Source organism: Bacillus sp. SN32 (assembly GCF_002837495.1).
Lineage (GTDB): Bacteria > Bacillota > Bacilli > Bacillales > Bacillaceae > Bacillus > Bacillus subtilis.
In genome coordinates this window covers 169,242-193,880 of record NZ_PJCT01000003.1, presented here as the reverse complement: position 1 = coordinate 193,880, position 24,639 = coordinate 169,242, and the positions used below count along the sequence as shown (strand labels likewise).

The 24,639-nt window shown below is 44.1% G+C and carries 22 protein-coding genes, 1 tRNA gene and 1 other annotated feature; of the genes, 20 read left to right on the top strand and 3 right to left on the bottom strand.

Annotated features, from left to right (window positions below; all coding sequences use genetic code 11):
* Positions 1–38: 38 nt before the first annotated feature.
* The 7 genes from CW370_RS14545 to CW370_RS14515 all read left to right on the top strand — a co-directional run bounded on the left by CW370_RS14545 (position 39) and on the right by CW370_RS14515 (position 4,706).
* The gene (locus tag CW370_RS14545) at positions 39–479 is read left to right on the top strand and encodes a MarR family winged helix-turn-helix transcriptional regulator (RefSeq protein ID WP_003229573.1); all 441 of its coding nucleotides are present in this window, start codon (positions 39–41) and stop codon (positions 477–479) included.
* A 7-nt stretch (positions 480–486) separates the two neighbouring features.
* Positions 487–1,305 carry a glutamate racemase gene (gene racE / locus CW370_RS14540; protein ID WP_015251521.1) on the top strand — a complete coding sequence of 273 codons (819 nt, stop codon included), beginning with the start codon at positions 487–489 and terminating at the stop codon, positions 1,303–1,305.
* A gap of 114 nt (positions 1,306–1,419) precedes the next feature.
* A complete protein-coding gene (gene gerM, locus CW370_RS14535; RefSeq protein ID WP_003229578.1) occupies positions 1,420–2,520 on the top strand; it encodes a spore germination protein GerM in 1,101 nt (366 codons plus the stop codon).
* 110 nt (positions 2,521–2,630) lie between these two features.
* Positions 2,631–3,368: a ribonuclease PH gene (gene rph / locus CW370_RS14530; RefSeq protein ID WP_003246039.1), complete on the top strand. Its 738-nt coding sequence runs from the start codon at positions 2,631–2,633 to the stop codon at positions 3,366–3,368.
* Positions 3,369–3,380: 12 nt separating this feature from the next.
* Positions 3,381–3,977 (top strand): XTP/dITP diphosphatase, encoded by a 597-nt coding sequence (locus CW370_RS14525; RefSeq protein WP_015251523.1) that lies wholly within the window; start codon positions 3,381–3,383, stop codon positions 3,975–3,977.
* 15 nt (positions 3,978–3,992) lie between these two features.
* Positions 3,993–4,502 carry a metallophosphoesterase gene (locus CW370_RS14520; RefSeq protein ID WP_024572295.1) on the top strand — a complete coding sequence of 170 codons (510 nt, stop codon included), beginning with the start codon at positions 3,993–3,995 and terminating at the stop codon, positions 4,500–4,502.
* A gap of 130 nt (positions 4,503–4,632) precedes the next feature.
* Positions 4,633–4,706, top strand: a tRNA-Arg gene (locus CW370_RS14515).
* 63 nt (positions 4,707–4,769) lie between these two features.
* Here the strand turns inward: CW370_RS14515 and CW370_RS14510 are convergent.
* The 3 genes from CW370_RS14510 to cotQ form a co-directional block, all read right to left on the bottom strand.
* Positions 4,770–5,594: a YsnF/AvaK domain-containing protein gene (locus tag CW370_RS14510; protein WP_024572294.1), complete on the bottom strand. Its 825-nt coding sequence runs from the start codon at positions 5,592–5,594 to the stop codon at positions 4,770–4,772.
* A 182-nt stretch (positions 5,595–5,776) separates the two neighbouring features.
* On the bottom strand, positions 5,777–6,232 hold the full coding sequence (locus CW370_RS14505; protein WP_024572293.1) for a GNAT family N-acetyltransferase: 456 nt from the start codon (positions 6,230–6,232) through the stop codon (positions 5,777–5,779).
* 164 nt (positions 6,233–6,396) lie between these two features.
* Positions 6,397–6,732 (bottom strand): inner spore coat protein CotQ, encoded by a 336-nt coding sequence (gene cotQ / locus CW370_RS14500; protein WP_024572292.1) that lies wholly within the window; start codon positions 6,730–6,732, stop codon positions 6,397–6,399.
* A gap of 446 nt (positions 6,733–7,178) precedes the next feature.
* Positions 7,179–7,425: a binding site (T-box leader), on the top strand.
* Between the two features lie 121 nt (positions 7,426–7,546).
* Between cotQ and ilvB the strand changes: the two genes are divergently transcribed.
* The 13 genes from ilvB to yihA all read left to right on the top strand — a co-directional run bounded on the left by ilvB (position 7,547) and on the right by yihA (position 24,638).
* Complete coding sequence (gene ilvB, locus CW370_RS14495; RefSeq protein WP_021480256.1) at positions 7,547–9,271, top strand: acetolactate synthase large subunit; 1,725 nt, start codon at positions 7,547–7,549, stop codon at positions 9,269–9,271.
* Positions 9,268–9,786, top strand: a complete 519-nt coding sequence (ilvN, locus tag CW370_RS14490; protein WP_004399096.1) for an acetolactate synthase small subunit — start codon at positions 9,268–9,270, stop codon at positions 9,784–9,786. The genes ilvB and ilvN overlap by 4 nt, the downstream gene beginning before the upstream one ends.
* Positions 9,787–9,809: 23 nt before the next feature.
* Positions 9,810–10,838, top strand: a complete 1,029-nt coding sequence (ilvC, locus tag CW370_RS14485) for a ketol-acid reductoisomerase (RefSeq protein ID WP_003222549.1) — start codon at positions 9,810–9,812, stop codon at positions 10,836–10,838.
* A complete protein-coding gene (locus CW370_RS14480; RefSeq protein WP_024572347.1) occupies positions 10,825–12,381 on the top strand; it encodes a 2-isopropylmalate synthase in 1,557 nt (518 codons plus the stop codon). Before ilvC ends, CW370_RS14480 begins: the two co-directional genes overlap by 14 nt.
* A 20-nt stretch (positions 12,382–12,401) precedes the next feature.
* Positions 12,402–13,499 carry a 3-isopropylmalate dehydrogenase gene (gene leuB, locus CW370_RS14475; protein WP_015251530.1) on the top strand — a complete coding sequence of 366 codons (1,098 nt, stop codon included), beginning with the start codon at positions 12,402–12,404 and terminating at the stop codon, positions 13,497–13,499.
* Positions 13,500–13,548: 49 nt separating this feature from the next.
* Positions 13,549–14,967, top strand: coding sequence for a 3-isopropylmalate dehydratase large subunit (leuC, locus tag CW370_RS14470; RefSeq protein WP_021480252.1), 1,419 nt, complete (start codon positions 13,549–13,551; stop codon positions 14,965–14,967).
* A 12-nt stretch (positions 14,968–14,979) separates the two neighbouring features.
* Positions 14,980–15,579 (top strand): 3-isopropylmalate dehydratase small subunit, encoded by a 600-nt coding sequence (gene leuD, locus CW370_RS14465; RefSeq protein WP_014480472.1) that lies wholly within the window; start codon positions 14,980–14,982, stop codon positions 15,577–15,579.
* 118 nt (positions 15,580–15,697) lie between these two features.
* Positions 15,698–16,702: a DNA damage checkpoint antagonist DdcA gene (gene ddcA / locus CW370_RS14460; protein WP_024572348.1), complete on the top strand. Its 1,005-nt coding sequence runs from the start codon at positions 15,698–15,700 to the stop codon at positions 16,700–16,702.
* 227 nt (positions 16,703–16,929) lie between these two features.
* A complete protein-coding gene (tig, locus tag CW370_RS14455; RefSeq protein ID WP_003229611.1) occupies positions 16,930–18,204 on the top strand; it encodes a trigger factor in 1,275 nt (424 codons plus the stop codon).
* Between the two features lie 271 nt (positions 18,205–18,475).
* Positions 18,476–19,738 (top strand): ATP-dependent protease ATP-binding subunit ClpX, encoded by a 1,263-nt coding sequence (clpX, locus tag CW370_RS14450; protein WP_003229613.1) that lies wholly within the window; start codon positions 18,476–18,478, stop codon positions 19,736–19,738.
* A gap of 152 nt (positions 19,739–19,890) precedes the next feature.
* Complete coding sequence (lonB, locus tag CW370_RS14445; RefSeq protein WP_004398923.1) at positions 19,891–21,549, top strand: ATP-dependent protease LonB; 1,659 nt, start codon at positions 19,891–19,893, stop codon at positions 21,547–21,549.
* Positions 21,550–21,729: 180 nt separating this feature from the next.
* The gene (gene lon, locus CW370_RS14440) at positions 21,730–24,054 is read left to right on the top strand and encodes an endopeptidase La (protein WP_003229618.1); all 2,325 of its coding nucleotides are present in this window, start codon (positions 21,730–21,732) and stop codon (positions 24,052–24,054) included.
* Positions 24,051–24,638, top strand: a complete 588-nt coding sequence (yihA, locus tag CW370_RS14435) for a ribosome biogenesis GTP-binding protein YihA/YsxC (protein WP_003229621.1) — start codon at positions 24,051–24,053, stop codon at positions 24,636–24,638. Before lon ends, yihA begins: the two co-directional genes overlap by 4 nt.
* Position 24,639: the final 1 nt, after the last annotated feature.

Sequence of the window (24,639 nt, the reverse complement as noted above, 5' to 3'; positions counted from 1 at the left end):
TTTTGTGCGTAAGAGATCCTTGAGTGAGGGATGGACAAATGACATCAAAACCTTTGGAGCATGTTGCGGATATTGAAAAGTCACTCCGCCACATTGCCGCGATCATTAAGCAAAAAGGACGAGAAATCCTTAATCAATATGCGATTACGCCGCCGCAATTTGTCGGCTTGCAATGGCTTTATGAATTAGGAGATATGACAATCGGTGAATTATCGGGCAAAATGTATCTGGCATGCAGCACGACAACGGACTTAATCGACCGCATGCAAAAAAATGAGCTTGTTGAGCGGGTCAAGGACCCGGCGGACAGACGTGTTGTCCGGATACATCTGCTGCCTGAAGGAGAACGGATTATCCAAGAGGTCATTACAAAAAGACAGGAATATCTGCGTGATATGTTCGAATCGTTTACAGATGAAGAAATAGCCATCTTCGAAAAATCTTTGATGAAACTGCAGCATGAAATGAAGAGAAAATGAGGCGATTTTGTTGGAACAACCAATAGGAGTCATTGATTCCGGGGTTGGCGGTTTAACCGTTGCGAAGGAAATCATGAGACAGCTACCTAAAGAAAATATTATCTACGTCGGGGATACGAAACGGTGTCCTTATGGGCCGCGCCCTGAAGAAGAGGTGCTTCAATATACGTGGGAGCTGACGAATTATTTACTCGAAAACCACCACATCAAAATGCTCGTGATCGCCTGTAATACAGCAACAGCGATCGCATTGGATGACATCCAGCGAAGCGTCGGTATACCGGTGGTCGGAGTGATCCAGCCTGGTGCGAGAGCAGCGATAAAAGTGACGGATAATCAGCATATCGGTGTCATCGGCACAGAGAATACGATTAAGAGCAATGCATACGAAGAGGCGCTTTTGGCATTAAATCCTGATCTGAAGGTTGAAAACCTTGCTTGCCCGTTGCTTGTGCCTTTTGTGGAAAGCGGGAAGTTTCTCGACAAAACAGCAGACGAGATTGTCAAAACCTCGTTGTATCCGTTAAAAGATACATCGATTGATTCGCTGATTTTAGGCTGCACCCACTATCCCATTTTAAAAGAAGCCATTCAAAGATATATGGGAGAACACGTGAACATTATTTCGTCCGGCGATGAAACAGCCCGGGAAGTCAGCACGATTCTCTCGTATAAAGGGCTGCTGAACCAGTCTGCGAATGCCCCTGATCATCAGTTCTTGACAACAGGAGCGCGTGATCAGTTTGCGAAAATCGCAGACGATTGGTTTGGCCATGAGGTGGGCCATGTGGAATGCATCTCACTGCAAGAACCGATTAGAAGATAGTTTTCCCCGCAACGGTATGTTGCGGGTTTTTTTCTGTTTTGCCGGAATTCTTCGGTCTATTTCCTAAAGAGGCTCGTATACATAATAGTACAAACATCCTTAGGAGGGAAAAGTATGCTGAAAAAAGGACCTGCAGTCATTGGTGCCACTTGTCTCACCTCTGCCTTGCTTTTATCCGGATGCGGTTTGTTTCAATCTGATAAGGCAGCCGAGGAAATTGATCCGCCTCAAGACGTTACATTCGTGAACGATGAAGCGGGTGCCAATTCAAATACAACAGCAGCCAAAAAAACAGAAAGTGAAAAAAGCGATACCGCAAAAGCGGATCAAGCCTCATCTACTGTCATGAGGGAGCTTTATCTCATTGATAAAAACGGGTATGTTGTTGCGCAAACGCTGCCTCTCCCTAAAAGTGAGAGCACGGCTAAGCAGGCGCTTGAATACCTCGTACAGGGCGGGCCTGTGTCTGAAATTCTTCCGAATGGCTTCAGAGCTGTATTGCCGGCTGACACCACCGTTAACGTTGACATCAAAAAAGATGGAACCGCGATAGCTGATTTCTCTAATGAGTTCAAAAATTATAAGAAAGAAGACGAACAGAAAATCGTTCAATCTGTGACGTGGACGCTGACGCAATTTAGTTCGATAGATAAAGTGAAGCTGAGAATAAACGGGCATGAACTGAAGGAGATGCCTGTAGGAGGGACGCCGATCTCAGATGATTTAAGCCGCAAAGACGGCATTAATTTGGAAACAGCCGGTGTAAATGATCTCACTGCTACCCATCCGCTGACAGTCTACTACTTGGCGGAAAACGAAGACAGTGAATACTACGTGCCGGTGACCAAACGAATCGACAATTCGGAAAAAGACGACATCACGGCAGCCATCAATGAATTGGCTAAAGGGCCAAGCAAGGTGAGCGGGCTGTTAACAGACTTCAGTGAAGATGTAAAGCTGGTCAGCAAACCGAAAATCAAAGACGGGCGCGTGACGTTGGATTTCAATCAATCTATATTCGGCAGCGCCGATGAGAAGACGAAAATGATTTCTTCAGAAGTGCTGAACAGCATTGTGCTGACGTTAACGGAGCAGCCGGATGTAAAAAGCGTCTCTGTTAAAGTGAACGGAAAATCAGAGCTTGTAAATGAAAAAGGCGAAAAGCTCACAGAACCGGTCTCCAGACCTTCTCAAGTGAATACGGGTAGTTTTTAAATTGGGATTTTTGATATACTAGAAAGAAAGAGGTTAGCGTTCCGGCTGCCTCTTTCTTTATTCAATTCCGGGACAAAAATGGTTTATGTACATACAATCGGAGGTAAAACATGAGACATGACGGAAGACAACACGATGAGCTGCGTCCAATCACATTCGATTTGGATTTTATCAGCCATCCGGAAGGTTCTGTTCTAATAACAGCAGGGAATACAAAGGTAATCTGCAACGCGTCTGTTGAGGACCGCGTACCGCCGTTTTTGCGGGGCGGAGGGAAAGGCTGGATTACAGCAGAGTACAGCATGCTGCCGCGGGCAACAAACCAAAGAACAATCAGAGAATCTTCTAAGGGGAAAATTTCCGGCAGAACAATGGAGATCCAACGCCTGATCGGCCGAGCGCTTCGAGCTGTTGTAGATCTGGAAAAGCTTGGTGAACGGACGATTTGGATTGACTGTGATGTCATTCAAGCTGATGGAGGAACTAGAACAGCTTCCATTACAGGCGCATTTCTTGCTATGGCGATTGCGATTGGCAAGCTGATCAAAGCAGGAACAATCAAGACAAATCCGATCACTGATTTTCTTGCTGCAATCTCTGTTGGAATTGATAAGGAACAGGGAATTTTGTTAGATTTAAATTATGAAGAAGATTCCTCGGCTGAAGTTGACATGAATGTCATCATGACAGGCAGCGGCCGTTTTGTGGAACTGCAGGGAACCGGGGAAGAGGCGACTTTTTCAAGAGAGGATCTGAACGGTCTTCTGGGTCTTGCGGAAAAAGGAATTCAAGAGCTGATTGACAAGCAAAAAGAAGTGCTGGGTGATTCTCTGCCAGAACTGAAATAAAGACAGAAAGGCTTGATCATCATGAAAGAAGCAATTATTGCGACACATAATCCGGGAAAAGTGAAGGAATTCAAAGAAATTCTTGAGCCAAGAGGCTATGATGTCAAATCTTTAGCTGAAATTGGATTCACAGAAGAAATTGAAGAAACAGGCCATACATTTGAAGAAAATGCCATTCTGAAAGCGGAAGCTGTTGCCAAAGCAGTGAACAAAATGGTGATTGCGGACGACTCCGGTCTATCCATCGATAATCTTGGCGGCAGGCCCGGGGTTTATTCAGCCCGCTATGCAGGGGAACAGAAAGACGACCAGGCAAATATCGAAAAAGTGCTCAGCGAGCTGAAAGGTATCGAAAAAGAACAGCGCACCGCCCGTTTCCGCTGCGCACTGGCCGTGAGTATTCCCGGAGAGGAAACAAAAACAGTCGAAGGCCATGTTGAAGGGTATATTGCTGAAGAACCGAGAGGAGAATATGGCTTTGGCTATGACCCAATTTTTATCGTGAAAGATAAAGATAAGACAATGGCTGAACTGACAAGTGATGAAAAAAATAAAATCAGCCATAGGGCTGACGCGCTTAAAAAGCTGTCTAAGCTTTTGGAGGCATAAGGAGGAAGCTTGTACATGAACGTGCTGATTATCAGTGACAGCCATGGGCTTGAAGAAGAACTCCAAACCATTGCGAAACGGCATGAGGCAGAAGTTGATCTCATGATTCATTGCGGGGACTCTGAGCTTGAAACGAGGCATCCTGCATTGGAGCCTTATGCGGTTGTAAAAGGCAATTGCGATTTTGCCGGCGATTTTAAGGACGAGCTTCTTCTGAATGCCGGCTCAAGAAAAATACTGGTCACACACGGTCACCTTCACGGTATAAAACAGACCTTGTTAAACGTATACTATCGTGCAGAGGAGCTTGGAGCGGATGTTATCTGCTTCGGGCATTCGCACATCGCGGGAAGCGAAGTGCTGCGCGGAAAACTGATGATTAACCCAGGCAGCATCCGGCTTCCGAGGGTGCGCAGGACAGAAAGCTATGCTATACTGACATTAGAAAATGATGCTGCGACAGTCCGTTTTTACGACCAAGCAGGCAATGAAATTGAGGATCTGCAAAATCGAGTCACACTATGAAAATGTCATGAGGAAGAAAATTTTCTTCCTCATGAAAAAAATTCTAAAAAACCGTTGACTTATTATTGCATCCCATATATAATAAATCTTGTCGCTGATAGTTAAAGCGAAAAACAAAAAAACAAAACGTGTCCCAGTAGCTCAGCTGGATAGAGCAACGGCCTTCTAAGCCGTCGGTCGGGAGTTCGAATCTCTCCTGGGACGTACCAAAAGAAAAACCTCAAATCCTAATTGGATTTGAGGTTTTTTGTTGTCGGTCTATGATTTTCATTTGTTATTTAACGGATCATCATCCAAGCCGTCAACTTTTCCTTCTTTATTCAGACGAGGTTCTTCTTTTTTCACAGTTTCAGAAATATGTTCATTTTCTTCAACGGTGCGTTTGCCGACAACCACTTCATCAGTGACAACCGGTTTTTTAGTCACTTCCAGCTTTTCCTCAACGATTGGAACTCTGATCTCTTCCGAATCGTTGACGGGAGCAGCGTCTGTTTTATTTTCATCCACTGGACGGCGTTCGACATAAATTTCATCATGTCTCACCGGAATGTCCATATCTCTTTTTTCTGTTTTCACTTCTTTTCCTATCTCTACTTCGCCGGTTTGAACGTCTTCCTTATCGACCTTCAGCTGTTCTTCCCGGAGCGGCATCGTTTTTTCTTCTTTCGTTGTATAATCCGCCATTTCATTTGTGCTTGAAAAGCCGCCTGAAAGGGCATTGCCGTTATCAATAGGAGCATTTACATCTGCATCTGTATCGACGGCTACCAGAAGTTTTCCGTCATCCAAATCTTCTTGATACTTGTCTATTTCATCAGTTTTAATATCCAAATCGGATAATGCTTTGCTGTGTGTAGCAGTATCATCCATTGTGAAATAATCTTTCAGTTTATCGAAAAAAGATTCAGATTCGTCCTGATGTGCATCGATAGCTTGATTGACTTCTGTTCCTGTACGTGACTCCAAATAATCTGTATCTCGCCGGCTTGTCACAACAGAAATGTCATCAGAATCATAGCCTTTTGTGAGTAAGCCTTCAATCGCTGCGATGGTTTCCTGCGGAGTTTCATATACACCAACTATGCTTTTCATATCAATCTCCTCCTTTATGAATTTGCATGATATCGTTCATGTCGTTTGTAATTCCCGCTGTTCTTTGAATTAAACAAAATTGAAAACATTGCGTGTATCATAAAGGTGAAAAATGTGTGAATATAAAAAAAGATAGATAAGACAGACCTTCCTCTGTACTTATCTATCCTTATAAAGCCGTCTCACAATTCCTTCGTCATAAACACACTGTTTGGATCTTCAACATAGTCTGCAAACGGTTCACAGTACTGAAAACCGAAGCTTTCATACAACTTTCTTGCTGGCTCAAATGAAGCCATTGAACCCGTTTCTAAGCTTAACCGCTCATAGCCTCGCTTTCCAGCTTCTTCAATGATATGCTGGAGAATTTGTTTGGCAACGCCTTTTCTTAAATGTGATGCAGCTGTTCGCATTGATTTGATTTCTCCGTGCCGGCTGTCCAGTTCTTTTAGCGCTCCGCAACCGGCTAGCTCATCACCCTCCCATGCACTCCAAAATGTTATTCCAGGGCCTCTTAGTTTCTCTAAACCTAAGGCATGGATGCTTTCCGGCGGGGACATAAGCGTCATGCTATGTAAATGCTCATTCACCAGTGAAACCACCTGATGACCAGTTAAATCATCTAGTTTTATATACATTTTATTCCTCCTCAAACATTCATCTTAATCATATTCGATCCTGTTTCCAACTATAAAGACAGATAATCTGACAGTATTGAAGCCTTTTTGGAATGTATGAGCTGCAAAAGATGCTTGAAAGCAAAAAAGAGGCCGAAATCGTTGTTCGGCCCTTGCAGTTTTCTTTAATATCTAAAGCCTCCATGCACACCGGCTGTTCCGCTAAAACCGCCGACATGTGTCGCCGGAATACTGAACCCGCCGCTATGGCCGCTGAAGCCAGTGCCTGAAAATTGCTGCCCGAAAAAATCTGAAGTGTATGGATAAGAGGAGTACATAGCAGAGGGAGTGGTTAACGGGCTATATGCCTGGCTGAACGGCTGTCCGTATCCGTAGCCTCCAAATGGCTGATGGCTTTGCTGGTAAAAGGAAGGGACAGCAGGATAGTACTGCTGCGGAAAGCTCGGGAAGCTTGGAAAGCCTGCAGGGAATCCTTGCATGTCTGCTAATGATTTATTCATCGTATCACCTTTTCTTTGCAAGATACCATTAATGTATGCCGGGGAATAATAGGGGTGCCTATCCGAAATTGAAATGGATTGCAAGATGATCTGTCAGACTCAATCCATATACGAACCATAGCGTGTTATAAAATCTTACATGTTTATATAAAATTAAATAATTCTGGTGTATTCTTGATAGATTAATAAAAAAATTATAAAAACTTTTAACATTTGCAATTCCTTTTGTACCAATAATGAAAGCGTATACAATATAGATTGATTAATCAAAATTGTCTAATAATTTTAAAAAATGCTGTTGACACTGCGTCCAAAGCGGCGTAATATGAGTTCAACAAAAGATAAACGCAAGCTTCACAAGCGAAAATCATCGCAGTATGATTCTAAAAAAATGAAAAACGAACGACCTTCTTGAACAGCTGGAAAGCCGTTCCGAAGGCTGAATATGAAAAGCGCAGATGAGGATAAGTAGCCTTGATAAAGCTTTCCACAGAGAACCGGGTTAGCTGAGAACCGGCGAAGCTTTACAAGGTGAACTCGCCTCAGAGTGCCAGTCTGAAATGACAGTAGGACTTGGCCGGGTGAACTTGATTCACTCGTTACTAAAGCGGATAGAAATATCCATGAGACGGCCGATTAACAGGCCGTAAACAAGGGTGGTACCGCGGAAAGAAAAGCCTTTTCGCCCCTTTTAGCTATCGCAGTTACTGCGCGGCTGATTGTGGGCGGAAGGGCTTTTTTTATTGAATAATCAGCTATCTAGCTAGTGAAAAGATGATCTTTAAAGGATGAAAATCCAAAAGGAGGAACTAAAATGGGGACTAATGTACAGGTAGATTCAGCATCTGCCAAATGTACACAGACGATGAGCGGAGCATTAATGCTGATTGAATCATTAAAAAAAGAGAAAGTAGAAATGATCTTCGGTTATCCGGGCGGGGCTGTGCTTCCGATTTACGATAAGCTATACAATTCAGGGTTGGTACATATCCTTCCCCGTCACGAACAAGGAGCAATTCATGCAGCGGAGGGATACGCAAGAGTCTCCGGAAAACCGGGTGTCGTCATTGCCACGTCAGGGCCGGGAGCGACAAACCTTGTTACAGGCCTTGCTGATGCCATGATTGATTCATTGCCGTTAGTTGTCTTTACAGGGCAGGTAGCAACCTCTGTAATCGGGAGCGATGCATTTCAGGAAGCAGACATTTTAGGGATTACGATGCCAGTAACAAAACACAGCTACCAGGTTCGCCAGCCGGAAGATCTGCCGCGCATCATTAAAGAAGCGTTCCATATTGCAACAACTGGAAGACCCGGACCTGTATTGATTGATATTCCGAAAGATGTAGCAACAATTGAAGGAGAATTCAGCTACGATCATGAGATGAATCTCCCGGGATACCAGCCGACAACAGAGCCGAATTATTTGCAGATCCGCAAGCTTGTGGAAGCCGTGAGCAGTGCGAAAAAACCGGTGATCCTGGCGGGTGCGGGCGTACTGCACGGAAAAGCGTCAGAAGAATTAAAAAATTATGCTGAACAGCAGCAAATCCCTGTGGCACACACCCTTTTGGGACTCGGAGGCTTCCCGGCTGACCATCCGCTTTTCCTGGGGATGGCGGGGATGCACGGTACTTATACAGCCAATATGGCCCTTCATGAATGTGATCTATTAATCAGTATCGGCGCCCGTTTTGATGACCGTGTCACAGGAAACCTGAAACACTTTGCCAGAAACGCAAAGATTGCTCACATCGATATTGATCCAGCTGAAATCGGAAAAATCATGAAAACACAGATTCCTGTAGTCGGAGACAGCAAAATTGTCCTGCAGGAGCTGATCAAACAAGACGGCAAACAAAGCGATTCAAGCGAATGGAAAAAACAGCTCGCCGAATGGAAAGAAGAGTATCCGCTCTGGTATGTAGATAATGAAGAAGAAGGTTTTAAACCTCAGAAATTGATTGAATATATTCATCAATTTACAAAAGGAGAGGCCATTGTCGCAACGGATGTAGGCCAGCATCAAATGTGGTCAGCGCAATTTTATCCGTTCCAAAAAGCAGATAAATGGGTCACGTCAGGCGGACTTGGAACGATGGGATTCGGTCTTCCGGCGGCGATCGGCGCACAGCTGGCCGAAAAAGATGCTACTGTTGTCGCGGTTGTCGGAGACGGCGGTTTCCAAATGACGCTTCAAGAACTCGATGTTATTCGCGAATTAAATCTTCCGGTCAAGGTAGTGATTTTAAATAACGCTTGTCTCGGAATGGTCAGACAGTGGCAGGAAATTTTCTATGAAGAACGTTATTCAGAATCTAAATTCGCTTCTCAGCCTGACTTCGTTAAATTGTCCGAAGCATACGGCATTAAAGGCATCAGAATTTCATCAGAAGCGGAAGCAAAGGTAAAGCTGGAAGAGGCATTAACATCAAGAGAACCTGTTGTCATTGACGTGCGGGTTGCCAGCGAAGAAAAAGTATTCCCGATGGTGGCTCCGGGGAAAGGGCTGCATGAAATGGTGGGGGTGAAACCTTGAAAAGAATTATCACATTGACTGTGGTGAACCGCTCCGGAGTGTTAAACCGGATCACCGGTCTATTCACAAAAAGGCATTACAACATTGAAAGCATTACAGTTGGACACACAGAAACAGCCGGCGTTTCCAGAATCACCTTCGTCGTTCACGTTGAAGGAGAAAATGATGTTGAACAGTTAACGAAACAGCTCAACAAACAGATTGATGTGCTGAAAGTCACAGACATCACAAATCAATCGATTGTCCAGAGGGAGCTGGCCTTAATCAAGGTTGTCTCCGCGCCTTCAACGAGAACAGAGATTAATGGAATCATAGAACCGTTTAGAGCCTCTGTCGTTGATGTCAGCAGAGACAGCATCGTTGTTCAGGTGACAGGTGAATCTAACAAAATTGAAGCGCTTATTGAGTTATTGAAACCTTATGGCATTAAAGAAATCGCGAGAACAGGTACAACGGCTTTTGCGAGGGGTACCCAGCAAAAGGCGTCATCCAATAAAACAATATCTATTGTATAAAACATAACAAGGGAGAGATTGAAATGGTAAAAGTATATTATAACGGTGATATCAAAGAGAACGTATTGGCTGGAAAAACAGTAGCGGTTATCGGGTACGGTTCGCAAGGCCACGCACATGCTCTGAACCTTAAAGAAAGCGGAGTAGACGTGATCGTCGGTGTTAGACAAGGAAAATCTTTCACTCAAGCCCAAGAAGACGGACATAAAGTATTTTCAGTAAAAGAAGCGGCAGCCCAAGCCGAAATCATCATGGTTCTGCTTCCGGATGAGCAGCAGCAAAAAGTCTACGAAGCTGAAATCAAAGATGAATTGACAGCAGGAAAATCATTAGTATTCGCTCATGGATTTAACGTGCATTTCCATCAAATTGTTCCTCCGGCGGATGTAGATGTATTCTTAGTGGCCCCTAAAGGCCCGGGACACTTGGTAAGAAGAACATATGAGCAAGGAGCTGGCGTACCTGCATTGTTCGCAATCTATCAAGATGTGACTGGAGAAGCAAGAGACAAAGCCCTCGCTTATGCTAAAGGAATCGGCGGCGCAAGAGCGGGCGTATTAGAAACGACATTTAAAGAAGAAACAGAAACAGATTTGTTCGGTGAGCAAGCAGTTCTTTGCGGCGGATTAAGCGCGCTTGTCAAAGCCGGATTTGAAACATTAACTGAAGCAGGTTATCAGCCTGAACTTGCATACTTCGAGTGCCTTCATGAGCTGAAATTAATCGTAGACCTTATGTACGAAGAAGGACTTGCAGGAATGAGATATTCAATCTCTGACACAGCACAGTGGGGAGATTTCGTATCAGGCCCTCGCGTTGTGGACGCTAAAGTAAAAGAATCTATGAAAGAAGTATTAAAAGATATCCAAAACGGAACATTCGCAAAAGAGTGGATCGTCGAAAACCAAGTAAACCGTCCTCGTTTCAACGCTATCAATGCAAGCGAGAACGAACATCAAATCGAAGTAGTGGGAAGAAAGCTTCGTGAAATGATGCCGTTTGTGAAACAAGGCAAGAAGAAGGAAGCGGTGGTCTCCGTTGCGCAAAATTAATTTTTTCGATACGACGCTTCGTGATGGTGAACAGTCCCCTGGAGTGAACTTAAATACACAGGAGAAACTTGCCATAGCTAAGCAGCTCGAAAGACTCGGGGCAGATATCATTGAAGCGGGATTTCCCGCTTCGTCCCGAGGTGACTTTTTAGCTGTTCAGGAAATCGCAAGAACCATTAAAAATTGTTCAGTAACTGGTCTGGCCCGTTGTGTAAAAGGTGATATTGATGCTGCTTGGGAAGCGTTAAAAGAAGGTTCTCACCCGAGAATTCATGTTTTTATCGCCACATCGGACATTCATTTGAAGCACAAGCTGAAAATGACACGTGAGCAAGTCATTGAAAGAGCGGTTGAAATGGTGACATACGCAAAAGAACGTTTTCCGATTGTGCAATGGTCAGCGGAAGATGCCTGCCGCACTGAACTGCCGTTTCTAGCAGAAATCGTCGAAAAAGTGATTGACGCAGGCGCCAGTGTTATCAATCTTCCGGACACTGTCGGCTACCTGGCCCCAGCGGAATACGGAAATATCTTTAAATATATGAAGGAAAACGTTCCGAACATTCACAAAGCAAAGCTTTCAGCCCACTGTCATGATGATTTGGGAATGGCAGTCGCAAACTCTCTTGCTGCGATTGAAAATGGCGCTGATCAAATCGAATGCGCTGTGAACGGGATCGGTGAAAGAGCCGGAAATGCGGCACTAGAGGAAATTGCCGTAGCCCTCCATACCAGAAAAGATTTCTACCAAGTCGAAACAGGTATTACTCTGAACGAGATTAAGAGAACAAGTGATTTAGTAAGCAAACTGACAGGCATGGCTGTCCCGCGCAACAAAGCGGTTGTTGGAGATAATGCATTTGCTCATGAATCAGGCATCCATCAGGACGGCTTTTTAAAGGAAAAATCGACTTATGAAATTATTTCACCGGAGCTTGTCGGCGTAACCGCAGATGCGCTTGTCCTAGGTAAACATTCCGGACGCCACGCATTTAAAGACCGGCTGACTGCTTTAGGATTCCAATTTGACAGTGAAGAGATTAATAAATTCTTTACGATGTTCAAAGAGTTGACTGAGAAGAAAAAAGAAATCACTGATGAGGATCTTGTTTCTCTTATTTTAGAAGAAAAAGTAACAGATCGCAAGATTGGGTATGAATTTCTTTCTCTGCAAGTACATTACGGAACAAGTCAGGTCCCTACGGCTACTCTTTCTTTGAAAAATCAAGAAAACGCAGAGCTTATTCAGGAAGCTGCAACTGGAGCTGGAAGCGTGGAAGCAATCTACAATACGCTTGAGCGCTGCATCGATAAGGACGTGGAGCTCTTAGACTACCGCATTCAGTCTAACAGAAAAGGCGAAGATGCATTTGCCCAGGTGTATGTAAGAGTTTTGGTGAACGGAAAAGAATCAGCAGGGCGGGGCATAGCGCAAGACGTATTAGAAGCATCAGCGAAAGCCTATTTGAACGCAGTAAACCGTCAATTGGTTTTCCAGTCGAATATGAGCGGATTGAAAAACCACACAGCTGTCGGATCATAAAAGAAAGGAGAACGGTTAACTTGAAGAAACGTATTGCTCTATTGCCCGGAGACGGGATCGGCCCTGAAGTATTAGAATCAGCGACAGACGTACTGAAAAGTGTTGCCGAACGCTTTAACCATGAATTTGAATTTGAATATGGCCTGATTGGAGGGGCGGCTATTGATGAACATCATAACCCCCTCCCGGAGGAAACCGTTGCTGCTTGTAAAAATGCAGACGCGATATTGCTTGGCGCTGTCGGCGGACCGAAATGGGATCAAAATCCTTCGGAACTGAGACCGGAAAAAGGGCTGCTCAGCATCAGAAAACAGCTTGATTTGTTTGCGAATTTGCGGCCTGTGAAGGTATTTGAAAGCCTTTCTGACGCTTCGCCTTTGAAAAAAGAATATATAGATAATGTTGATTTCGTTATCGTTCGTGAGCTCACAGGCGGCTTGTATTTCGGCCAGCCGAGCAAACGCTATGTAAACACTGAAGGTGAGCAGGAAGCAGTAGATACACTGTTTTATAAGCGAACGGAAATTGAACGAGTGATCAGAGAGGGCTTTAAAATGGCGGCAGCCAGAAAAGGCAAAGTGACCTCTGTAGATAAAGCGAATGTTCTTGAATCAAGCCGGCTGTGGCGTGAAGTGGCTGAGGACGTTGCACAAGAGTTTCCTGATGTGAAGCTTGAGCACATGCTTGTGGATAACGCGGCCATGCAGCTAATTTATGCACCGAATCAATTTGATGTCGTGGTGACTGAAAATATGTTCGGTGATATCTTAAGCGATGAAGCGTCCATGCTTACAGGCTCGCTCGGAATGCTCCCGTCAGCCAGCCTATCAAGCTCTGGTCTTCATCTGTTTGAACCTGTTCATGGCTCCGCGCCTGATATTGCCGGTAAAGGGATGGCAAATCCGTTCGCAGCCATATTGTCAGCGGCAATGCTTTTGAGAACATCTTTCGGGCTTGAAGAGGAAGCGAAAGCTGTAGAAGATGCGGTAAACAAAGTCTTGGCTTCCGGAAAAAGAACAAGAGACTTGGCACGGGGTGAAGAGTTCAGCAGCACTCAAGCCATTACAGAGGAAGTTAAGGCAGCAATCATGAGTGAAAATACAATTTCTAATGTGTGACAGCTTACGTTAAGCGGTCTTAGCTCTAGGTAGGGGGAGGAAATAAAAGATGATGCCTCGAACAATCATCGAAAAGATTTGGGATCAGCATATTGTAAAACATGGTGAGGGAAAGCCGGATCTTCTCTATATTGATTTGCACCTCATTCATGAGGTGACATCTCCTCAGGCATTTGAAGGCTTGAGACAAAAGGGAAGAAAGGTCAGAAGACCCCAAAACACATTTGCGACAATGGACCACAACATTCCGACTGTCAATCGTTTTGAGATAAAGGATGAAGTTGCGAAACGCCAAGTAACGGCGCTTGAAAGAAACTGTGAGGAATTTGGCGTGCGCCTTGCCGATCTTCACAGCGTGGATCAAGGGATTGTCCATGTCGTCGGCCCTGAACTGGGCTTAACGCTTCCAGGGAAAACGATTGTGTGCGGTGACAGTCATACATCAACACATGGCGCTTTCGGCGCTCTTGCATTTGGAATCGGGACGAGTGAAGTTGAACATGTCCTTTCCACACAGACACTTTGGCAGCAGCGTCCAAAAACACTGGAAGTGCGCGTAGATGGAACGCTTCAAAAAGGGGTGACGGCAAAGGATGTCATTCTTGCTGTCATCGGCAAATACGGTGTGAAATTCGGCACAGGCTACGTCATTGAGTACACTGGGGAAGTATTTAGAAATATGACGATGGATGAACGAATGACTGTTTGTAACATGTCAATTGAAGCAGGAGCAAGAGCAGGTTTGATTGCACCTGACGAGGTGACGTTTGAATATTGCAAAAATCGCAAGTACACGCCAAAAGGCGAAGAATTTGACAAGGCCGTAGAGGAATGGAAGGCGCTGCGCACAGACCCGGGCGCTGTTTACGATAAATCTATCGTCCTTGACGGCAACAAAATTTCTCCTATGGTGACATGGGGCATTAACCCGGGAATGGTTCTTCCTGTCGATTCTGAAGTTCCTTCGCCGGAAAGCTTTTCTGCAGAAGACGATAAAAAAGAAGCGATTCGCGCTTATGAATATATGGGACTGACTCCTCACCAGAAAATTGAAGACATTAAAGTGGAGCACGTATTTATCGGTTCCTGCACAAATTCCCGCATGACTGACCTTCGACAGGCTGCTGACATGATCAAAGGGAAGAAGGTAGCTGACAGCGTAAGAGCCATCGTCGTGCCCGGATCCCAAAGCGTGAAGCTTCAGGCTGAAAAAGAAGGGCTTGACCAGATTTTCTTGGAAGCTGGATTTGAATGGAGAGAGTCAGGCTGCAGCATGTGTTTGAGTATGAATAATGATGTTGTTCCTGAGGGAGAGCGCTGCGCATCAACCTCTAACCGCAACTTCGAGGGCAGACAAGGAAAAGGTGCAAGAACACATCTCGTCAGCCCGGCAATGGCTGCGATGGCTGCCATTCACGGACACTTCGTTGATGTCAGAAAGTTTTATCAGGAAAAAACAGTTGTGTAAGGAGTGCGCGAGATGGAACCTTTGAAATCACATACGGGGAAAGCAGCCGTATTAAATCGGATCAATGTGGATACAGACCAGATTATTCCTAAGCAATTTTTGAAGAGGATTGAAAGAACAGGCTACGGACGTTTTGCATTCTTTGACTGGAGATATGATGCGAATGGTGAACCGAACCCTGAATTTGAATTAAACCAGCCTGTTTATCAAGGAGCTTCCATTTTAATAGCAGGAGAAAACTTCGGCTGCGGGTCATCGCGTGAACACGCTCCGTGGGCACTTGATGATTATGGGTTTAAAATTATCATTGCGCCGTCATTCGCTGATATTTTCCATCAGAACTGCTTTAAAAACGGCATGCTTCCGATCCGCATGCCATATGACAATTGGAAACAGCTTGTCGGCCAGTATGAAAACCAGTCATTGCAAATGACTGTTGACCTTGAAAAGCAGCTGATTCATGACAGTGAAGGCAATCAAATTTCATTTGAAGTTGATCCGCATTGGAAAGAGATGCTGATCAACGGATATGATGAAATTTCATTAACGCTGCTGCTGGAAGATGAAATCAAGCAATTTGAATCACAAAGAAGCTCTTGGCTTCAAGCCTGAAAAAGCGGCCGGTATTTGTCCGGCGGCTTTTTTTGCCTGGTGAAACCTTTCATTTCTTGTTTTTGTTCACAGGTGTTGATACACTTGAACAAAATAAATGCCTGAAAGGAATATAGGTATGACGCATGACAAGAAAAACGCAAAAATTATTCCTTTTCCTCATCTGAAAGACCGCCTTGTGGAAAAAGGGATGTCATCACTCAAGGAAAAAAAGTATCAAGAAGCGCTTGAACTGTTTTCAGAAGCGATGAAATATGATGATACTGAATCCGATCTTCACTTAGGGATGGCCATCTGCTTTTTAGAGCTGGGCGAGCTGGAAGAGGCAGAAAGCGTGTGCGAGAAGATGCTCAAAGAAGGTTATGGCCATTATTTTACGGTTTTGCAGGTGTACATGACCATCTTAATTCAGCTCAAAAAGTACGAAGAAGTCAAAAGCACCATTGAAGCCGTTTTGGAAGAAAATCAGCTGCCGGCAGAAAGTGCCGAGCAATTTTATAAGCTGCTGGATTTCAGCCGGAAAATGACCGATCCGGATCGTGAGGACGAGGCTTGGGCCGAAGAATATGAGGATACAATTGACACCGAGAAAGTGCTGGCAAGCCCTGAGGAGCAAATGAATCTCATTCATTCCTTAAAAGACCGTAACGTAGCAAAGTATACAGGATTGCTCAAAACAATCCTCCAAGACCCCTCAGCCCATCCGATTATCAAAACGATGATTGTCATGCTGTTAGCTGAGCATGAGTACAGTAAACCTGTACACATTAGTAAATTTGGCGAGTCGTTGACAATTGAACCGTCTGAGATTGTTCCGCCTGATGCCGCCCCGATTCTGCACCGTGTTCTCAGGGTGCTGGATGAGACACTTGGAAATGAAAATCCAACCTTATATGCGGCAGTAGAAGAATTGTGGAGAAGACATTTGTACGTTTTATATCCGTTCCAGCCGAAATTGCTGTCGGCTGACCTTTGGGCGGCTGCCCTGCATAAAGTCGGTTACGAGATGCACGGAATTGAAATTGAAAGAGAAGAACTTCATATGATGTATGAATTTACCGACAGAGAACTCGATGAAGCTTGCGCAATGTTAAAAGATATTGAAGAAATTTCTTATTTGTAAATCGCGCCATATAGTTGAAAGCGCTATGTGTTATGTTATAATATAGTGGTTGTATTTGTGTATAACGGGTTATAAGAAATACGGTTGGACAGGCTTTGCAGTTCATTATTAACATCTATACATAATGATTCTGATCTTTGGCAGCTTTGTTTTTGTTGGACGAAGCCGAATGATTGCTTTAGAATGGAAGACCGACACAACCTGAATAGATTTTTGGAGGGAAACACATGTCTGTAAAATGGGAAAAACAAGAAGGCAACGAAGGCGTTTTAACGGTTGAAGTTGATGCTGAAACGTTTAAAACAGCACTTGATGATGCATTTAAAAAAGTAGTAAAACAAGTTTCAATTCCTGGATTCCGTAAAGGTAAAATTCCTCGCGGATTATTCGAACAGCGCTTTGGCGTAGAAGCTCTTTACCAAGATGCTTTGGATATTCTTCTTCCTGTAGAATACCCTAAAGCGGTTGAAGAAGCTGGAATCGAGCCTGTAGACCGTCCTGAAATCGATGTTGAAAAAATCGAAAAAGGCGAAAGCTTAATCTTCACTGCGAAAGTAACAGTAAAACCTGAAGTGAAGCTTGGCGAATACAAAGGCCTGGGCATTGAAAAAGACGACACAACTGTAACTGACGAAGATGTTCAAAACGAACTAAAAGCTCTTCAAGAGCGTCAAGCTGAACTTGTTGTAAAAGAAGAAGGCGCTGTTGAAGAAGGAAACACAGTTGTTCTTGATTTCGAAGGATTCGTTGACGGCGAAGCTTTCGAAGGCGGAAAAGCTGAAAACTACTCTCTAGAAGTAGGTTCTGGTTCATTCATCCCTGGCTTCGAAGATCAATTAGTCGGCCTTGAAGCAGGTGCTGAGAAGGATGTTGAAGTGACATTCCCTGAGGAGTACCACGCTGAAGATCTTGCAGGCAAACCAGCTGTGTTTAAAGTGAAAATTCACGAAATCAAAGCGAAAGAGCTTCCTGAGCTTGACGATGAATTCGCAAAAGATATCGATGAAGAAGTGGAAACACTTGCTGAATTAACTGAAAAAACAAAGAAACGTTTAGAAGAAGCAAAAGAAAACGAAGCTGACGCTAAATTGCGTGAAGAGCTTGTTCTGAAAGCTTCTGAAAATGCTGAAATCGATGTTCCGCAAGCAATGGTCGACACTGAGCTTGACCGCATGCTGAAAGAATTCGAACAGCGTCTGCAAATGCAAGGCATGAACCTTGAGCTTTACACTCAATTCTCAGGCCAAGATGAAGCTGCGCTTAAAGAGCAAATGAAAGAAGATGCTGAAAAACGCGTAAAATCTAACCTGACTCTTGAGGCGATTGCGAAAGCGGAAAACCTTGAAGTATCAGATGAGGAAGTTGATGCTGAGCTTACAAAAATGGCTGAAGCATACAACATGCCTGTTGAAAATATTAAACAAGCCATCGGTTCTACTGACGCGATGAAAGAAGATTTAAAAGTTCGCAAAGCAATTGATTTTCTTGTAGAAAACCGTTAATATGGTGCATAATAATAGTACTAATAAAACAGGGCGCGAATCATTCGTGCCTTGTTTTGTACAATTATGAGTTATCTCTTTTTCTTGGGGCAATATAGTTAATGCAGGGCTGTTTTTTGTCATACATATAGAATGTGCAAGTCAGAAACACATTGTTACCGTCTTTTTGGAAAGTATGGTAAAATGCAATACATACTCGTTCGTTTCAAGAATCATTTTCTTTTGCTCTGCCGGTAAAAGAAAAAGTGAGACAAGATTAAGGGGTGAAAGAATGTTTAAATTTAACGAGGAAAAAGGACAATTAAAATGCTCGTTCTGTGGAAAAACACAAGATCAGGTTCGTAAGCTTGTAGCTGGACCTGGTGTATATATATGTGACGAATGTATCGAACTCTGCACTGAAATTGTAGAGGAAGAACTCGGAACAGAAGAAGAAGTAGAATTTAAAGACGTACCAAAGCCTCAGGAAATTCGCGAAATTTTGAATGAATATGTCATCGGCCAAGATCAAGCGAAGAAATCACTTGCTGTTGCTGTTTATAACCACTATAAGCGCATTAACTCTAACAGCAAAGTTGATGATGTTGAGCTTTCAAAAAGTAATATTTCATTAATCGGCCCTACGGGAAGCGGTAAAACCCTTCTGGCGCAAACATTGGCTCGCATTTTAAATGTGCCGTTTGCGATTGCGGACGCTACATCTTTGACTGAAGCTGGATACGTGGGTGAAGATGTAGAGAATATTCTCTTGAAGCTCATCCAAGCTGCTGATTATGATGTGGAAAAAGCCGAAAAAGGCATTATCTATATTGATGAAATCGATAAAGTGGCTAGAAAATCTGAAAACCCATCTATCACACGTGATGTGTCAGGTGAGGGTGTACAGCAGGCATTGCTTAAAATTCTTGAGGGTACAGTGGCAAGCGTGCCGCCTCAAGGTGGACGTAAGCATCCTCATCAAGAATTCATTCAAATTGACACAACAAATATTTTGTTCATTTGCGGCGGAGCTTTCGATGGTATCGAACAAATCATCAAACGCCGTTTAGGCCAAAAAGTGATTGGATTCGGTGCCGACAATAAAGCTGCTGATCTTGAGAAAGAAGATCTTCTTTCAAAAGTGCTTCCTGAAGATTTGCTCCGTTTCGGGTTAATTCCTGAATTTATCGGACGTCTTCCGGTTATTGCAAGCCTTGAAAAGCTTGACGAAGAAGCATTGGTTGCGATCTTAACAAAACCGAAAAACGCTCTTGTTAAGCAATTCAAGAAAATGCTTGAGCTTGACAACGTTGAGCTTGAGTTTGAAGAAGAAGCGCTTTCTGAAATTGCTAAAAAAGCAATTGAACGCAAGACTGGAGCACGCGGACTCCGTTCTATCATTGAAGGCATCATGCTTGATGTGATGTTTGAGCTGCCTTCTCGTGATGACATTGAAAAATGTGTAATTACCGGGGCAACTGTGACACACGGAGAGCCTCCTCGCCTCTTATTAAAAGATGGCACTGAGGTAAGCCAAGATAAAACATCTGCATAAAGATAAGCACAAACCTCCTGAGTGGTAACACTCAGGAGGTTTTTTTTGCATGCAACTCTTCCGGAAAAACGTTTATTCCCGTCTTTTATGGGAGATACTAGCAATCAGAGGAATGAATTGGATACATAAATTGTTTTTCAGGAGGGACCACCATGAGTTGGACAGGGATCGCGTTATTTATTCAGCTGTTTTTTGGGATCATCATCGGTTTGTATTTTTGGAATTTGCTTAAAAATCAAAGGACACAAAAGGTCACGATAGATAAAGAATCAAAGAAGGAAATGGAGCAGCTTCGGAAAATGCGCGCTATCAGCTTGTCCGAGCCATTATCTGAGAAGGTCCGCCCCAAAAGCTTTAAAGATATCGTCGGACAGGAAGACGGCATTAAAGCATTAAAGGCGGCTTTATGCGGGCCAAATCCTCAGCATGTGATTGTCTATGGGCCACCGGGAGTTGGGAAAACGGCTGCTGCGCGGCTTGTGTTGGAAGAAGCAAAAAAACATAAACAATCACCGTTTAAAGAGCAGGCTGTCTTCGTGGAACTCGATGCGACAACAGCCCGTTTTGATGAAAGAGGAATTGCCGATCCGCTCATCGGCTCTGTCCATGACCCGATATACCAAGGGGCCGGAGCGATGGGACAGGCTGGGATTCCGCAGCCGAAGCAGGGAGCTGTCACCCATGCCCATGGCGGTGTGCTGTTTATTGATGAAATAGGGGAGCTGCATCCTATTCAAATGAATAAAATGCTGAAGGTGCTTGAGGACAGAAAAGTCTTTTTAGACAGTGCGTATTACAGTGAGGAAAATACACAAATTCCGAATCATATTCATGATATTTTTCAAAATGGGCTGCCGGCTGATTTTCGCTTGATTGGCGCGACCACGAGAATGCCAAACGAAATTCCGCCAGCTATCCGGTCCCGCTGTTTGGAGGTTTTTTTCCGCGAGCTTGAAAAGGATGAGCTGAAAACGGTTGCTAAAACAGCAGCGGATAAAATTGAAAAAAATATCTCCGAAGAAGGACTGGATCTTTTGACCAGCTACACGCGGAACGGGCGGGAAGCCGTCAATATGATTCAAATCGCAGCGGGGATGGCTGTAACGGAGAATCGGAAGGACATTACGATTGAGGATATTGAATGGGTCATTCACTCCAGTCAGCTTACTCCAAAGCACGAGCAAAAAATCGGTGTTGAACCACAGGTTGGCATTGTAAATGGGCTTGCAGTCTATGGGCCTAACAGCGGATCGCTTCTGGAAATCGAAGTGAGTGTAACCGCGGCTCAAGATAAAGGATCAATTAACATCACAGGAATAGCTGAAGAAGAAAGCATCGGCAGCCAATCAAAATCAATCAGACGAAAAAGCATGGCGAAGGGTTCGGTTGAAAATGTATTAACCGTGCTCCGGACAATGGGAATGAAGCCTTCTGATTATGATATTCACATCAATTTCCCAGGAGGGATTCCGATTGATGGGCCGTCAGCAGGCATTGCGATGGCGGCGGGGATTTTCTCGGCGATACACAAAATTCCTATTGACAATACCGTTGCGATGACGGGCGAAATCAGCCTGAACGGTCTTGTGAAACCCATCGGAGGCGTCATTCCGAAAATAAAAGCGGCCAAGCAGTCCGGTGCGAAAAAGGTGATTATCCCATATGAAAATCAGCAGGCGATCTTAAAGCAGATTGACGGGATCGAAATTATTGCAGTGAAGACGTTCCAAGAAGTGCTTGATGAAATTTTAGTGAATCCGCCAACGGAACAAAAACCGTTTCATATTGAAATCAATAAAGAATCCGTTTAAACCCTATTTTGATAATAGGGTTTTTTTCATGAAGGACATCTTTTCCTTTTTCATATCAGAAAGAAAGGGTATACTACGAGGAGACTGTTTTATAGAAAATGGAACCATGCCGTTTATTGTACAAGGATGAAAAAGTTGTATTATAATGGTTCATACTAAAGTCACGGAGGTGTCAGTCACATGGCAGAAGAATTAAAACGCAGCATCCCGCTCCTCCCTTTAAGAGGTTTATTAGTGTACCCGACGATGGTTTTGCATTTAGATGTAGGACGTGACAAGTCGGTTCAGGCTCTTGAACAGGCAATGATGCATGATCATATGATATTTTTAGCCACTCAGCAGGATATTTCGATAGACGAACCTGGTGAAGACGAGATTTTCACTGTCGGCACCTATACAAAAATTAAGCAAATGCTGAAGCTTCCGAACGGTACGATTCGTGTGTTGGTGGAGGGCCTCAAGCGCGCCCATATCGTCAAATACAATGAACACGAGGATTACACGTCGGTCGACATTCAACTTATTCATGAAGATGATTCAAAAGATACAGAAGACGAAGCATTGATGCGGACTTTGCTAGACCACTTTGATCAGTACATAAAAATTTCTAAAAAAATCTCGGCCGAAACGTACGCCGCGGTTACTGATATCGAAGAGCCGGGTAGAATGGCAGACATCGTTGCTTCTCATCTGCCCCTTAAACTAAAGGATAAGCAGGATATTTTAGAAACGGCTGATGTCAAAGACAGGCTGAACAAGGTCATTGATTTTATTAATAATGAAAAAGAAGTGCTGGAGATTGAGAAAAAAATCGGCCAGCGCGTCAAACGTTCGATGGAGCGTACGCAGAAGGAATACTACTTGCGTGAACAAATGAAGGCGATCCAAAAAGAGCTTGGCGATAAAGAAGGCAAAACTGGCGAAGTTCAGACCCTGACGGAAAAAATCGAAGAAGCAGGAATGCCTGATCATGTGAAGGAAACAGCGCTTAAAGAATTGAACAGATATGAAAAAATTCCGTCAAGTTCTGCGGAAAGCTCCGTGATCCGCAACTATATCGACTGGCTTGTTGCTCTTCCGTGGACGGATGAAACAGATGATAAGCTTGATTTGAAAGAAGCAGGACGTCTCTTGGACGAAGAGCATCACGGGCTTGAAAAAGTAAAAGAACGTATTTTAGAATATTTGGCTGTCCAGAAGCTGACAAAATCTCTGAAAGGCCCGATTCTCTGTTTGGCAGGACCTCCAGGTGTCGGAAAAACGTCTTTAGCCAAATCAATTGCAAAAAGCTTGGGACGCAAATTCGTCAGAATCTCACTCGGAGGAGTACGGGATGAATCAGAGATACGCGGACACAGACGGACCTATGTCGGAGCAATGCCTGGACGTATTATTCAAGGGATGAAAAAAGCGGGCAAGCTGAATCCGGTCTTCTTATTAGACGAAATTGACAAAATGTCATCTGATTTTAGAGGAGACCCGTCTTCCGCTATGCTTGAAGTGCTTGATCCAGAGCAAAACAGCAGCTTCAGTGATCACTATATTGAAGAAACCTTTGATTTATCCAAAGTGCTGTTTATCGCAACGGCGAACAATTTGGCCACAATCCCGGGCCCGCTCAGAGACAGAATGGAAATTATTAATATCGCAGGCTACACAGAAATAGAAAAACTTGAAATCGTAAAGGATCACTTGCTTCCAAAGCAAATCAAAGAACACGGACTGAAGAAAAGCAACCTGCAGCTGCGTGATCAGGCGATTCTTGATATTATCCGCTACTATACGAGAGAAGCTGGTGTGAGAAGCCTTGAACGCCAGCTTGCCGCGATTTGCCGTAAAGCTGCAAAAGCCATTGTTGCTGAAGAGCGAAAACGGATTACGGTTACTGAGAAGAACCTTCAAGACTTTATCGGAAAACGCATTTTTAGATATGGACAAGCTGAAACAGAGGATCAGGTTGGTGTAGTGACAGGGCTTGCTTATACAACCGTTGGCGGAGATACGCTGTCGATTGAAGTATCGCTTTCTCCGGGGAAAGGGAAGTTAATCCTGACAGGAAAGCTCGGAGATGTTATGAGAGAGTCAGCTCAGGCTGCATTCAGCTATGTGCGATCCAAAACAGAAGAACTTGGCATTGAACCTGACTTTCATGAGAAGTATGATATTCATATACATGTACCAGAGGGTGCGGTGCCAAAAGATGGTCCGTCAGCCGGTATTACGATGGCAACAGCGCTTGTTTCTGCTTTAACGGGACGGGCGGTTTCGCGTGAAGTCGGCATGACTGGGGAAATCACGCTTCGCGGGCGCGTGCTGCCGATCGGCGGCTTAAAGGAAAAAGCGCTTGGCGCACATAGAGCGGGATTAACGACCATTATTGCGCCCAAAGATAATGAAAAAGATATAGAGGATATTCCGGAAAGCGTCAGGGAGGGGCTGACATTTATATTGGCGTCCCACTTAGACGAGGTTTTGGAACATGCCTTAGTAGGAGAGAAGAAATGAAAGTCACAAAGTCAGAAATCGTGATCAGTGCAGTAAAACCGGAACAGTACCCTGAAGGGGGGCTTCCAGAAATCGCATTGGCCGGAAGATCGAACGTAGGAAAATCGTCTTTTATCAATTCATTAATCAATCGCAAAAATCTTGCGAGAACGTCATCAAAGCCGGGAAAAACACAAACGCTTAATTTCTACATTATCAATGATGAGTTGCATTTTGTGGATGTGCCGGGCTACGGTTTTGCCAAAGTGTCAAAGTCTGAGCGTGAAGCATGGGGGAGAATGATTGAAACCTATATCACGACACGCGAGGAATTAAAAGCTGTGGTGCAGATCGTTGATTTGCGGCATGCGCCATCTAATGATGATGTACAGATGTATGAATTCTTAAAGTATTACGGCATTCCTGTTATTGTTATCGCTACAAAGGCGGATAAGATCCCGAAAGGCAAATGGGACAAACACGCAAAGGTTGTCCGACAAACATTAAATATTGATCCGGAAGACGAGCTCATTCTCTTTTCCTCAGAAACGAAAAAGGGAAAAGACGAAGCTTGGGGAGCGATCAAAAAAATGATAAACCGGTAGA